This window comes from Legionella hackeliae (assembly GCF_000953655.1).
GTDB lineage: Bacteria > Pseudomonadota > Gammaproteobacteria > Legionellales > Legionellaceae > Tatlockia > Tatlockia hackeliae.
This window is the reverse complement of sequence record NZ_LN681226.1, coordinates 93,739-105,642: the sequence shown is the minus strand read 5'-3', so window position 1 is coordinate 105,642 and position 11,904 is coordinate 93,739. Positions and strand designations below refer to the sequence as shown.

Sequence of the window (11,904 nt, the reverse complement as noted above, 5' to 3'; positions counted from 1 at the left end):
TTCCGTTTCATTTATTTTGAATAGGCGCTGCAGCCTACACATTGCTCTTGTTGCACGTATTGCCCATCCGGTGTAAATCGCCGTGCATCCACCATACGATTCACCTGCTCCATGCTTTGGCACCCACCACGCTCGACAAAAGGACAGCGAACATCTTGATGATCAAAAATGGAGCGTGAACACCCCGTAAGCGTCACTGCCGAACAACAACAGAACAAAACAAACCAAGCTTTAACCATGTACGTCTCCTGTAGGATTAACTGTTGAAAAGAGTGGTTGATTGGGCATCCCGTTCTGATTTAAAAATTGCTGTGCCGTTTGCGTATCGGATTGGAACGTGGATTGCGGAGCAGTTGACTCTCCACTGCTACTCTCCCCACCTTCACCGCCTGCTCGGCTAATGGTTGTTGTAATCGCGGCCTCATTTTGAGCCGATTGATTATCAATGGATTTACCCGATTCAAACGATTGGTGCGCCCTATCAATCCAAAAGCCTTTGGTGAACATGATGGATACACGCCGTCCTGCACGTGCCACCACCAGAGGGTGATAAATATCGGCGATTTTCATGATGTAGTCGGAGATTTTATTGGCCGGATTACTCACCGCCCCTCCTGCTGCTGATTGCATCAGCGTAGAGGCCTGACCATAAGTCGTAATGGTGCCTGCGCCTGGATTAATGGTCTGAGCTGTATTGAGGTTTTTAAGCCCATCCCCAAAGCCTGCTAAAATCCCTGCAGCCGCACTGTATTCTAAAAGAGGTTTGGTTTTTAAAATGGATGTACCGCGTAAGTCTTGCATCGCATCCAAGTCATACACTGCGCCATACACCTTTTGTTCAAAACTTAAATTAGGTTTCGCACACGAAAGGGTTTCAAGGTGCATCACTACTGCATCATCGGACAAATCACCATACGTAGAGACAATAGCAAGGCAGCCATTAAGGCGTGAATGGCGATTGTTGGGCATAATTCCATTAGAATCCAGTCGAATCAGTGCCGTTCCCATATTTTTAGCACCATTAATCCCAGCATCCCCTTTGGCCCCGCTCAGTAAAATGCCCTCAGCATGGGTTCCTGCCCATACATAATTATCCGGTGTACGCTCTTCTTTTTGTTGACGACGGTAATTAAAATGAACCGTTTCAAGACCTGCTTTGCCATAATAGGCTTTTTCATCCAAAATCCGTTGTTTATGACGAGCCTCTATTTCTTCACGTGTAGGCGGTCTTGGAGCCACAGCAGCTAAACTGGTTTGTGAATTTTTAAGCAACGCCACCTGTAGTTTGCCGTTGATTTCTTTATTTTCAAGCGCAAGCTGCTCTAATTGTTTTTGCATGGCGCTTAATAAGGCTTGATTTTCGGAAACGAGGTCGTCTGATTTGTTTGGTGTGTTCTTTTTATTTTTTTCTACCAAGGCTTTGAGTGCATCAATTTGGCGTTGTTGTTTTTCAAGCACTGCCTCATCACTTAATTTGCTAAAGGCGCTGTCTAATACCCCATCAAATACAGGTTTTTTATTTGTAGGAAGCGTAGATTGTGGCTTTGACGAATACAGATAAAATCCATAACACAAACCACCAAGCAGCAGAAAAGCCAAGCCATTACGGAGCTGCTCCATTTTGGCACTTTGATTAAGATTAGCTTTTTTACTTTTCTTTATTAACTTTTTAAACGATTTCATCATGACACGCTTCCTTATTACCCCATGTTGGATTGTTCACGGTAAATGCCATAAAAATAGGCGGTTTGACTGGGTTGCAACATTTTTTCTGACAGCTCCATCGTAACCAGTTTGGGGTGTTCGAATAATGTTGGTGTTAATTCCATGGGTTTGTTGGATTGATTTTCGATGCGATACACATAGCCCGAAGACTCTTTGCCTCGGTATTGTTTCACCAGCGTTACTTTTAACTGTTTATGCAAACGAAAGGTCGTGGGTTTAATGCCCACTTCTTGAAAACCGGAAGGCTGGGTCCCCTCCATAAGAGCAGTCATTAAGTCACTTTGTTGGTATTGGCTCTGTTCTTGCACCTTAGCGTAATCAAACCCTTTTAATTTTTTGGATACCAATTTAATGGTTTTACCCAAATCTTCAATCGGAGATATGGTGGCTGAGAAATGATGATTCAGATTGGTTGTGAAATAGACGGTTAACGGAATATGCGCTAATGGCTTTAAAACCACAGCACCATCCAAATCATCCTCTGTTTCTTTACTTTGTTCTACAATAAAGGAATGTTCAGGGAAGCTGACTTTAACAATTCGCTCGCCTTCTACATCAATACGATTAAAGTTAAGAGAAGACAAAGACAGCGCAAATCGCTCCCCTTCTTCAAACTTAAGCGTGGCTGCTGTATTGCCTGCATGCAGTGAGGTAGAAAGCACGCTACTTAACATGAGGATTTGAAGTGATTTCATTGATGAACCTCCTTAATAGCCTTAGGCCACATCATCCCGTTCAAGTGAGCAAACTGGACTAAATAAACTTTGCTTTGTGGCTTGACTTCCAGACCATGACTGGTTCGATTTAAGATACCTTTTACCTTGGCTTGCAGCGTGGATTCGTCTATTTCAATGTCTTTTTCATAAAACACAGAGCTGATGTTTTTTTCTTTCACCACTGAAGACTCTGAGTCCAGAATGGTTTTGAATGCCTCTTGATGAGACGCAGGAATTAAATGAACTAATGAAGCAAATCGAGCTGCTACCGTGTCTGGATTGTAGGTTAATCGTAATTGAATAACCTTTTTAGTCATGTCTTTAATATAAGAAGGTGAAAAAAAGGAGTTACTCAAGAAGTAACCGTCCTCAGTACAGATGGGCAACCAATGCGTTTCTTTATTATTAACAACATGAACACAAAGCCCACCCAAAATGAACACCGCAATGGTGGATGTGACTGCCCAAGCCAGTGTCAGATGAAGCAACACTTTATTTTTTGAAAGCACATTGTCACGAAATACACTGTTCATAAACTCACCCCACGTAGATTCGATGCGCGGAATTAGGGAATGACCTAAAAATAAGCGTCGTTATGGCATGCGGTAAGGACCAATAAATAATTCCTAATAAAACCCGTAAAGGCAGCCCACCAAACTGAACATGCATGATTAAACTTAAAACGGCCCCAATCACAAAAAGCTGCGGTGCATAACCGATTAGTAATCCAATACCCGTGAGCAAATACACGGGTAATCCAGTGGTCAAAGGAATCCCTGCTATACGTGGCTCCTCTGACAACATAAATGTGGAATAGTTATGCGACATAACTTAAACCCCAATGCGTGAAGATCATGAGTAAAGGCAACCCCACAAACACCCAAGGACTTTTGGTTTTCATCCAGGTAACGCCCGCCACCAGCGTTTCTCCTGCATACAAATACCCAGGCAAATCCGAATTCTTACCGAAGGTTGCACTGACGTCGCTTTTGACCCCACTCAAATAATTTTGACCTTCTGCATAACCTATATTGGTAAGGCATAAAACAATAAGCCAACTTAATACCAGCAAGGGCAGAGACCACCTCATAAATTCATAGAGCTTGATACTGCTCTTTCTGATTACTGCACTTACATTCATAATGCTCTCCTTTAGTTTGATGAACGCTGATTGAGTGAATCTAATTCGTGAATTAAATGATTTATTTTTTGTGTAAAAGGTCGTGTCATTGATGAGAAATAAGGACAATCGTTATAATTAGATGCAACGCGTGCGAATGTTCTATTCGCAAAATCGAGATTATCCCGTGCAAGTTCCATGCGTTCGCCTCGAATTAAGGAGGCAGACTGCTCCATCATGCTTCCTGAATAACCTACATCGATTGTGCAATACTCTTTGAGGTTGGCTTTTGCCAATTGGCTCAAACTAGCTCCCAAAAATTGGCACTCTGAAGCCAACTCCTCTTTATCCAGAGAGGCCGAAAACACGGCTCCCGATAAAAGCAAGGTGCTTAGGAATACTGATGATTTTTTAAGCTTCATTTGTTTCATTTTTAATAAATCTCCGTTTTTTGGGTAAAGAAATCCCCTGAGCCCCAACTTGTGCTCATTTTTTATTCTTTTTTATTTAATGAATCGCGGTTTTAAAAAGAGCGCTTATCCATCCATGGTCACTCCTTTTGACTTAATAATTGATTGTTTTTTTTTAGTTCCACTAAAATTTGTGACAACACCTGGTTTGTTAAATCCAGTTTTTTGTACAAAGCCACATACTCGGCTGTTTTAGATAGTTCTGGCACCTCGGTATTCAGAGCCAACAGAAACTCATAAAGGCCTCCATTAGTAAATATGTGCTTGAAATATTCGACATCCTGTTCCTCATTCATTGGAATATTGGCTGTAAGTACCTGATTTAGTTTTACGTTGTTTTCAAGCCCTGTCTCTGGCTCAGCATAAGCCACTCCACTTCCAACCAAGAATGTCATCGACAGCATGAGTATTTTAATTGCACTCATTAAGTACTCCTTTTTTCTTTGTTGTGAACATAACCCTTTAAAATTAATCCGATGTCTGATCTGTATCTGGAATAGAGCTCTACTCAAGCTTAATCAAAAGATACCCGCAATTGTTTTTACCAAACCCTGTTCTAATGCGGGACGTGCATCCACAAACTTTAGATTCATTTTATTTGCGTTCGACACTACGCGCGTTTTATAGCTTTGATACTTGCTGTCGCGGGAATACTTTTGAGAGATCATTGTGCTACTGCCATTTTTTAGATTCGATTGCACTTGTTCTTTCACCTTAATTCCTTTCCCCACTTTTTCGCTGATTTGAATGTCAGTAATCATCGTGTAATTAATATCTTTAACTAACGAATCCGCAGCCATACCAATTAATCCACCACCCAAACCACCAGCGACCATTCCGGCCGTGGAGTTAGTGAAACTTCCTGCAGCCGTACCCACCACAGCTCCTGCGATAGCTGACTCATAACCACCAAGTAATGCTGATTGGCTCGCTGAAGCACTCATTTTCCCAATTTTTAAGATATTTGCTTGCAAGATATAATGTGCAGCATCTGGATTATTGAGTACTTTATACCCATGATTCATTAATGCGGTTTTTAGCTGAGGCTGGATAGTAACCTCTTCATCAGAAGTATTTCGCACAGAAACATAAACCGTTTTTTGAGCGCTGGATACGGGGTGTAAAAAGATGGTGTCGCTTTGTCCTGTACTCACTTGCAACGAACCGTGTTCTAGGACAGTGTGAGTTGCCGCACAGCCTGTAAGTACGATCATCGCTCCAACGAGCAATGATTGTGTCAATCCTGATTTAATGTATGCGTTCATTGCATTATCCTTATTTATAAGCAGTTAATTCCAGTGAGATACCCTATTAAACTGACTCGTTAAACGCTCAATCACTGTTTCATTCCATGCCACATCATTCGTATAGGTCCCCTCTATAATCTTTTGCATAATTTGCTTTTGAATCTCAAAGCGATGAATAGGAATAGACTTTGGCGCATCAAATGCCAGCTTTATTTGGCCATCGTGTTGTTGCTCTAAGACAGTACAAAATACTTCATTTCCGATAACTACGGTATCTCCTACCCTACGTGTTAAAATCAACATATTTGTTCCTCTTCTATTGGCTTATTTTTATCGGTTAATGCACTGTTTCATTCTCGATCGGATACATTAAAAACAACTGCTGCCTCCTTAATAATGAATAAGCATATATCGCTGCTTGTGCATGTTTATCAAAATCAAAGCCACCTATGTTTAGGGCCGCCTGTTGCAAACAGGAAATACAACTCTCTAAAATATCAAATACTTCTTGTTCTACAGTCATAATGGATTATTTTGATAAGCGATAAGATTATTGAACCATTATTTAAATGAAGGTGCATTCACCTAGGTGCAAGGATAAGAAAAAAGTGAAAATATTTTTTAGGATGAATAGGCTAATTAAAATAACTATTGAAATCGTAGGTAATTATCAAATGTTTCATAAGTTTTACATAATCGGTAAAGAGTTGTTCTAGGTTAGACTCATGCAATCCCATGTCCTTTAACCAGTTAAAAAAATCCTCTCCTTTTAACAAATTATGCTCCTCTCTAAATTGTTCGACTTGATATATAAGCTCGTATTCTGTAATTGCGTACGTTTGTTGATCAAGAAGAGACAGTAAGTATTGATAATGGATCCTATTCTTTTTTGTTTCAGGAATTGATAGTAATTTAAGAATATTTTCCGCCCTCTGTTGAGAAGCTGAACATTCTGTCTGCTCATGCATAGGAGCACGCAACCAAACAGAAGACAAAGTAGACTCAATTAATTTTTTTTCAAAAAGAGTAAACTCTCTTTTTTTTCTATTTAAATCAGAAACCGTAGAAAGAATGTGTTGTTGGTTTAAAGAAAGCAATAACGACTTTGCATCCTCTTTTTTTGCGTCTATATAATTAGATTTAATCAAATGATAAAGATCTTCTGACACGTGTCGAGCAATTTTCACCCAAGTTCTTTCAGCATAAAAAATGGATCGTATTGAATTTAAAACAGTTTCATTATTAATACTATTTAGTCGTTCAAGCGTTAGGCGGATATTGATTAAAGGAATAGTTTGTACGTTATTGAATTTAGAATAAGCAATTGCCACTTCATCGTCACCATCTACTTCTTCATTCTTATACATCTCATATATACGTCCATGCCCCCTCATTCCAAAAGAATCCAGCTCCGCTGCTCTTAAAGCACCCATTGAAGCCGCACCCCAAACCTCAATACCGTAGTCTAATGCTGTTAATATTTCTTTATGCCACACAGAAGGAACCCAGGAAAAATTTCCATCGATGATAACTATCCGTTTATATCCTGCTTTTATTGCTTTAAGCACATCTCCCTTTTTGATTGAAGGTAAATACATCGCATGGGGAAGTAGATGTATCGCCTCTTGATAGGTTAAGGAAGTTTCTAAAAAAACGACGGTTTCATGCATGACTTATCAAATCCATAGAAACTAGTTTTACTTTTAAAATGCATATTTCTTTGTCATAGTATTTATAAACTAAAATATCCTGATTCTTCCCCTTAATCTTTTCAAATAGAACCGAAAGAGCATCGTCTATCGTCTCTACCGAATAATTGGGCAGCTCAGCAAAACCCTTTTTATCTGTAACAACAGGAAACTCACTAGTTTTAAAATCATACTTAGTATGAATCAAATCATCGCGGGAGCCTGCTATTGTGGTTACTCGCGATTGAATGGCCTCCGTCAGTGCACGATTTAAAGCTATTTGTTTATTGAGATGACATCCACCTCCTTTAAATAGGATTTGATTTTCAAAAGGATTCTTTGATTTAATCAATACCTCAAACGAAGGAATTTCATAAATATTTTCATGAAAGTAAATATGACAATCAAATTTTTTTGTTATATTTTTGACCATTTTGCCATTAACAAAAGCGATCTCAGAGATCTGTTGCGCATTTTGTCGTTCTATCACCTCTAGAATTCCGTGTAAAAGGGCCTCTTTATAATTATTTCCCCCCACAAGTCCGGTTGTATCAGGAGAGTAAATCAACACTTCCGGCAAATAAGAATTTAGTGAGTACTCAGAAAAAGGTACAAAAATGGTTTTTTCTGCAAATACTAATTCAGCTTGTACCCAATTCATTGGTCTTGATGAATCACTAAAATGTACAGACTTTGAAAGATGATTTATTGGTAAAAAAACAGCTTTATCTTGAACTAACTCCAGCTCTGACTTATTAGTTAATTGTGGAGCTAATTCTTCAGCAAAATATACTTCAATAGACTCCATCAATGCCGAGCACTGAGCCGCTTCTTTTGTAAATCCTTTTCCTTGACTCGTAGTTAACGATTTTGCTCTAGGCCTTATTGCAGTGTAGACAGGTAATGCTGTGTAATCTAAATGGGTTAAATCAGCTAATCGTGTAATTCCTGCCAGTTTTTTGAAATGAGATAATACGCTTAGTGTTTCGCCGTAATTGCGAGCTCTTAAAGACGTTTCTGTATGCTCAAAAATCATTTAGAAAGCCTTTCATTAAGATAATAGGCATCAATGCCTAAGGTTCTAAGTTCTGATACAAACAATTTACTTCGATATCCTGATGCACAATAGAATACCAACTTTTTATCTTTATACGATAAGAAAAACGAATAATCAGTATTCTCTTTTATAGGAAAAAATAGATCATCATCTAACTTAGCAATCTCTCGTTCTTCTTTTTGCCTTATATCAACCAGAAAATGTTTGGTTCTATCAAGTTGCTCCAAGGAAATTCCATAATCAGCGTTTTGATTTTGCAGATACCTTAAGCTGATTTTTCTTTGTTTACATGCAAAACAGTTATTATTTTGCTTTATGGGCATCGAAGAGATGTTGAAGTTTTTTGTATCTATTATTCGTATCTGTGGTACTTTCTCATTCTCTATCTTGAGTAAGTAATTTAACGCCAGATTAGCAGCCATGGTTCCTGCTATTCCTGTCACAGTGCCTAACACACCCGCTTCAGAACAATTAGGTATTACACCTATAGGTGGTGGATTAGGGTATAGACAACGATAACAAAGGTGCTTTGTACCAAATAAAGCAAGCTGAATGATATTGACCAAAATACTACAGCTGATAAATACTTTATTCTTTAAAACACAAATATCGTTAATAAGATATCTTGTTTCAAAATTATCTGTTCCGTCGATGATCAAGTCGATATCGGATACTAAGGAATAGCCAAAATCCACATCAAATCTTTTAGTGTGCGCCTCTATAACCACATTTTTATTAACTTTACTTAAAACATCTCTCGCCTTTTCTGCCTTATAGAACCCTATATCGGATTCATTAAATAAGATCTGTCTATGCAAATTAGAAAGATCTACTTTATCATCGTCGACAAGAATTAACTTTCCAACACCAGCTGCGGCAAGATATTGAGCTACTGGACTGCCTATCCCGCCGAGTCCAACGATCATAATTGTTGCGTTATTTATTAGTTTTTGACCTTGTTCTCCAATAACAGAAATTTGGCGTTTGTATCTATCCACTCCACTACCCTCCTGAAATTGAAGTTACAATACACACCTCATCATTAGGTTTAAGAGTAATGTCTTTAATGGATGATATCTGTTCTGAGTTAACAAATACGGAAATATATCCCTTTGAACAACCACTGTCGTCAAACATCTTTTCAAAATTTTCTTTATAAAATTCTGCTAATACTTGTTGCAAATTTGATTTATTGGAAACCAATTGGATTTGTTTTCTATCTGAATTAAACTCTATTAATTGATATTTATGCATTCCTATAACCCGTAGATTTTTGTATAAACGACATATATAATTTACTTATATTTTTAACAATTGTGACGAAAATATGAACGAACAACTGTTTAAAGACCTTACTAAAAACTCATCAGCAGCCAAAATGAGGCTATAATCGATTTTTAGAATTAATATATTTCTACAATATCTTGCTCTGCAAGAAAGTTTCCTGTTTGATTTATTTCAGTAATAGAATCATCCCAACAAATTACCAGCGCTGACTTAGACATATGCGCCATTTGCTCACTGGTATCATCTGGCCTAACAAAAAGTGTCCACTCATTTTGTACAGAAAGCTCAGGCTTATTAATTCTTTTTATAACACCGTTCTTTGTAGGAAAATAACCACAAACGTAATAGCTTTTATTCTTTACCAAGCGAGGAGGTTCAATCCCACAAACAATACAACATAAAATTGTTTCAAGACTTATGGAGTATTTCTTCTGGTATAGCTTATTTAGACCAATACCTGGAGGTCTAGGATTGGTTTCAATAAATTGAATATAACCATCCTTACTCATAAAAAACTCAGTGTGAAGTACCCCGTTATTGAATTCTAATAACTGGCACACCTTAATCGAAGCATCCAAAATTAATTGTCGCTGGTGTGCATCTAAAATATTCAGACTAAATATAGGCAAATTTTTACTGACCATTAAATGATTTGGATGAGTATATTTTCTGGCTTCTACAAATAATATATTCCCATCAAATACTGCCAATTCTGAATGGTATAAATCATCTGCCACATAAGCTTGAACGATATATTTTTCCTCATTCTCTTTCTTATTGAGCAAAAAATTACAAAACTCCTCTTCGGTTTTAATATGATATGTCTCATAAGAACCAGAGGAATTAATAGGTTTAATAAATATCTCTTGTACACCTATCTTTTCTTTGATTGATTTTAGGTTTGAAGATTCAATCAATGTAGTTGTTTTAGGATATGAAAATAAACCATCCAATTTTTGATACATAAGATCTTTATGACTTAATAGCATCGATGTATTCAAGCTCATACCTGCAATATTTAGATTTTCCCTGACTTTTGCTATATCAACAAACATATCTTCCGAAAAACAGACTATATAATCAGGGCGAATCGAATCACAAATAGCTAGTAGATCTTCAAATGAAAATGAGCTTACTAATACATTTTCTCTGTCCTTAACAAATTTAGATACATCTTTAATCAAAAAAATGGGAGAAATCCCTAATTGAATGAGTAGATCACAATCAATTAGTTCATAATCCTGAAGGGGATCAATGCATAACAGTTTCTTTATTTTCATTATATTTAATACCAAAACATCCTACTAAAAATGTTGTTTTCGAAGGAAACTGCTCAACTGAATAACCAAGCTTATCAGTTACTTCTAAAAAACGAGGATCGTAAGAAAAAATTGTCTCTCTAGGCAGCTTAAATAGGTTATTAGTCACTTGGTTGTTCTTTTCATGAAAAAGGGTTAGCTCCAGATTCGTTGCGCTTTCAAAAAAAGGCGTACTCTTGAAATGACCTAATTTATTTATATGTTCTGCATATTGTAAATAAGTATCGAATATTAATTCACAACGCTGTGGTTTATTTGAAAATGATGTTGGTTTGAAAGCCATCTCTTCTTTGAGTATTGAATAAAAAACAGGATCATTTTTATTTTTATCAAAATGCACAGGCTCCATAACAAAGGGAGTGTATTTGGATTTATATATATCGCGATATAAGTCAACAATAAAGTCTAAGGGCAATAAATCATCACCGACAGCCAATCCGTAGCCAGGAACTTGTCCCGTTCCTATGGTAATTAATTGGCTAATCGCATTATTAGTGAATTCATTTTGAGATATTTCGGGGTTATTTGCCCGAACATAAGCCATTAGATAATTATAAAAAGGTAGATTTGCATAATATCCTGTCTGATTAGAATCAAACTCCATCACTAAACTCAAAAGAGTAGGTAATTTATTCTCTTTTATTAAGGTTACAATTTCAGAAGGAAATACCAATAATCTTGAACGCCAGTTACAATTAGCCGCATCACATAAGCTTTTGAAGGTTAAATAATGTTTTCCAAGATCATCTGGGACTGGAATATCTGCCTTAAAATACTTTTCTAAACTCGCATGAGGCCTTGCATCTGCCACAGGACAGAGTAAGAATGTATTCCTTGCGCCCGAGGATATTTGTAATATATCAGTAGGATGATGAGTATTTGAAGCATTATAAAGTGAACTAACGCTTAAAAAATCTCCTTCTCTATAGACCTGGTGTGTACTCGACTTCCCTTTAAATTCAATAAACATTTCAAGATTTTTTTCTAAAACCATTGAAAAAGGAACTGAAGACAGTCTGCCACCCGTATTTGGTAAATAGAAATGGTGTTCATCTGCAATGATCTGCCCATACTGATATTCAAGAACAGTAAAAAGCATATTTTGAATACCGTCTATAGTTTCCAATACTTCATAGAGGCGTTTGTTAACCCGAGCTATGTCCGTTTTTACCTTACCCCACGATAATTCACTCATATGGCATCAATATAAAATCCTATTAATAACTGAATCATACAAGAGAAGATGAGGGTATTCAATCAAGTTGTATTTCATGT

Annotated in this window: 17 protein-coding genes; all 17 read right to left on the bottom strand. The window is 37.2% G+C overall.

Annotated elements, in window-relative coordinates; translation table 11 throughout:
- Positions 1-11: 11 nt before the first annotated feature.
- Positions 12-239 (bottom strand): hypothetical protein, encoded by a 228-nt coding sequence (locus LHA_RS15785; RefSeq protein WP_011212483.1) that lies wholly within the window; start codon positions 237-239, stop codon positions 12-14.
- Positions 232-1,686, bottom strand: a complete 1,455-nt coding sequence (locus LHA_RS15780) for a TraB/VirB10 family protein (protein WP_011212482.1) — start codon at positions 1,684-1,686, stop codon at positions 232-234. Before LHA_RS15780 ends, LHA_RS15785 begins: the two co-directional genes overlap by 8 nt.
- Positions 1,687-1,700: 14 nt before the next feature.
- Entirely contained in the window at positions 1,701-2,420 is a 720-nt protein-coding gene (gene traK / locus LHA_RS15775; RefSeq protein WP_011212481.1) for a type-F conjugative transfer system secretin TraK, read from the bottom strand.
- Entirely contained in the window at positions 2,417-2,974 is a 558-nt protein-coding gene (locus LHA_RS15770) for a TraE/TraK family type IV conjugative transfer system protein (protein ID WP_011212480.1), read from the bottom strand. Before LHA_RS15770 ends, traK begins: the two co-directional genes overlap by 4 nt.
- A 4-nt stretch (positions 2,975-2,978) precedes the next feature.
- Entirely contained in the window at positions 2,979-3,269 is a 291-nt protein-coding gene (gene traL, locus LHA_RS15765) for a type IV conjugative transfer system protein TraL (protein ID WP_011212479.1), read from the bottom strand.
- On the bottom strand, positions 3,259-3,582 hold the full coding sequence (locus tag LHA_RS15760; RefSeq protein WP_011212478.1) for a type IV conjugative transfer system pilin TraA: 324 nt from the start codon (positions 3,580-3,582) through the stop codon (positions 3,259-3,261). Before LHA_RS15760 ends, traL begins: the two co-directional genes overlap by 11 nt.
- Positions 3,583-3,593: 11 nt before the next feature.
- Complete coding sequence (locus LHA_RS15755) at positions 3,594-3,992, bottom strand: hypothetical protein (RefSeq protein ID WP_027229261.1); 399 nt, start codon at positions 3,990-3,992, stop codon at positions 3,594-3,596.
- Between the two features lie 119 nt (positions 3,993-4,111).
- Positions 4,112-4,456: a hypothetical protein gene (locus LHA_RS15750; protein ID WP_011212474.1), complete on the bottom strand. Its 345-nt coding sequence runs from the start codon at positions 4,454-4,456 to the stop codon at positions 4,112-4,114.
- Positions 4,457-4,549: 93 nt separating this feature from the next.
- Positions 4,550-5,296, bottom strand: a complete 747-nt coding sequence (locus LHA_RS15745) for a complement resistance protein TraT (protein WP_011212473.1) — start codon at positions 5,294-5,296, stop codon at positions 4,550-4,552.
- Between the two features lie 24 nt (positions 5,297-5,320).
- Positions 5,321-5,581, bottom strand: a complete 261-nt coding sequence (locus LHA_RS15740) for a carbon storage regulator (protein ID WP_011212472.1) — start codon at positions 5,579-5,581, stop codon at positions 5,321-5,323.
- Between the two features lie 34 nt (positions 5,582-5,615).
- Complete coding sequence (locus LHA_RS15735) at positions 5,616-5,801, bottom strand: hypothetical protein (protein WP_011212471.1); 186 nt, start codon at positions 5,799-5,801, stop codon at positions 5,616-5,618.
- 112 nt (positions 5,802-5,913) lie between these two features.
- Positions 5,914-6,948: a TfuA-like protein gene (locus LHA_RS15730; protein WP_011212470.1), complete on the bottom strand. Its 1,035-nt coding sequence runs from the start codon at positions 6,946-6,948 to the stop codon at positions 5,914-5,916.
- Positions 6,941-8,002 (bottom strand): YcaO-like family protein, encoded by a 1,062-nt coding sequence (locus LHA_RS15725; protein ID WP_011212469.1) that lies wholly within the window; start codon positions 8,000-8,002, stop codon positions 6,941-6,943. The genes LHA_RS15730 and LHA_RS15725 overlap by 8 nt, the downstream gene beginning before the upstream one ends.
- Positions 7,999-9,021 carry a MoeB/ThiF family adenylyltransferase gene (locus LHA_RS15720; protein ID WP_011212468.1) on the bottom strand — a complete coding sequence of 341 codons (1,023 nt, stop codon included), beginning with the start codon at positions 9,019-9,021 and terminating at the stop codon, positions 7,999-8,001. Before LHA_RS15720 ends, LHA_RS15725 begins: the two co-directional genes overlap by 4 nt.
- Before the next feature lie 4 nt (positions 9,022-9,025).
- On the bottom strand, positions 9,026-9,277 hold the full coding sequence (locus tag LHA_RS15715; protein ID WP_011212467.1) for a MoaD/ThiS family protein: 252 nt from the start codon (positions 9,275-9,277) through the stop codon (positions 9,026-9,028).
- 149 nt (positions 9,278-9,426) lie between these two features.
- The gene (locus tag LHA_RS15710) at positions 9,427-10,590 is read right to left on the bottom strand and encodes an ATP-grasp domain-containing protein (RefSeq protein ID WP_021436872.1); all 1,164 of its coding nucleotides are present in this window, start codon (positions 10,588-10,590) and stop codon (positions 9,427-9,429) included.
- Positions 10,562-11,824 carry a hypothetical protein gene (locus LHA_RS15705; RefSeq protein ID WP_011212465.1) on the bottom strand — a complete coding sequence of 421 codons (1,263 nt, stop codon included), beginning with the start codon at positions 11,822-11,824 and terminating at the stop codon, positions 10,562-10,564. The genes LHA_RS15710 and LHA_RS15705 overlap by 29 nt, the downstream gene beginning before the upstream one ends.
- Between the last annotated feature and the right edge of the window lie 80 nt (positions 11,825-11,904).

Bases quoted from the DNA above. Each gene is read 5' to 3' on its own strand.
- LHA_RS15785 (WP_011212483.1), bottom strand. From the start codon at position 239: ATGGTTAAAGCTTGGTTTGTTTTGTTCTGTTGTTGTTCGGCAGTGACG.
- LHA_RS15705 (WP_011212465.1), bottom strand. From the start codon at position 11,824: ATGAGTGAATTATCGTGGGGTAAGGTAAAAACGGACATAGCTCGGGTT.
- LHA_RS15780 (WP_011212482.1), bottom strand. From the start codon at position 1,686: ATGATGAAATCGTTTAAAAAGTTAATAAAGAAAAGTAAAAAAGCTAAT.
- traK (WP_011212481.1), bottom strand. From the start codon at position 2,420: ATGAAATCACTTCAAATCCTCATGTTAAGTAGCGTGCTTTCTACCTCA.
- LHA_RS15750 (WP_011212474.1), bottom strand. From the start codon at position 4,456: ATGAGTGCAATTAAAATACTCATGCTGTCGATGACATTCTTGGTTGGA.
- LHA_RS15760 (WP_011212478.1), bottom strand. From the start codon at position 3,582: ATGAATGTAAGTGCAGTAATCAGAAAGAGCAGTATCAAGCTCTATGAA.
- LHA_RS15745 (WP_011212473.1), bottom strand. From the start codon at position 5,296: ATGAACGCATACATTAAATCAGGATTGACACAATCATTGCTCGTTGGA.
- LHA_RS15710 (WP_021436872.1), bottom strand. From the start codon at position 10,590: ATGAAAATAAAGAAACTGTTATGCATTGATCCCCTTCAGGATTATGAA.
- LHA_RS15755 (WP_027229261.1), bottom strand. From the start codon at position 3,992: ATGAAACAAATGAAGCTTAAAAAATCATCAGTATTCCTAAGCACCTTG.
- LHA_RS15730 (WP_011212470.1), bottom strand. From the start codon at position 6,948: ATGCATGAAACCGTCGTTTTTTTAGAAACTTCCTTAACCTATCAAGAG.
- LHA_RS15770 (WP_011212480.1), bottom strand. From the start codon at position 2,974: ATGAACAGTGTATTTCGTGACAATGTGCTTTCAAAAAATAAAGTGTTG.
- LHA_RS15735 (WP_011212471.1), bottom strand. From the start codon at position 5,801: ATGACTGTAGAACAAGAAGTATTTGATATTTTAGAGAGTTGTATTTCC.
- LHA_RS15725 (WP_011212469.1), bottom strand. From the start codon at position 8,002: ATGATTTTTGAGCATACAGAAACGTCTTTAAGAGCTCGCAATTACGGC.
- LHA_RS15715 (WP_011212467.1), bottom strand. From the start codon at position 9,277: ATGCATAAATATCAATTAATAGAGTTTAATTCAGATAGAAAACAAATC.
- traL (WP_011212479.1), bottom strand. From the start codon at position 3,269: ATGTCGCATAACTATTCCACATTTATGTTGTCAGAGGAGCCACGTATA.
- LHA_RS15740 (WP_011212472.1), bottom strand. From the start codon at position 5,581: ATGTTGATTTTAACACGTAGGGTAGGAGATACCGTAGTTATCGGAAAT.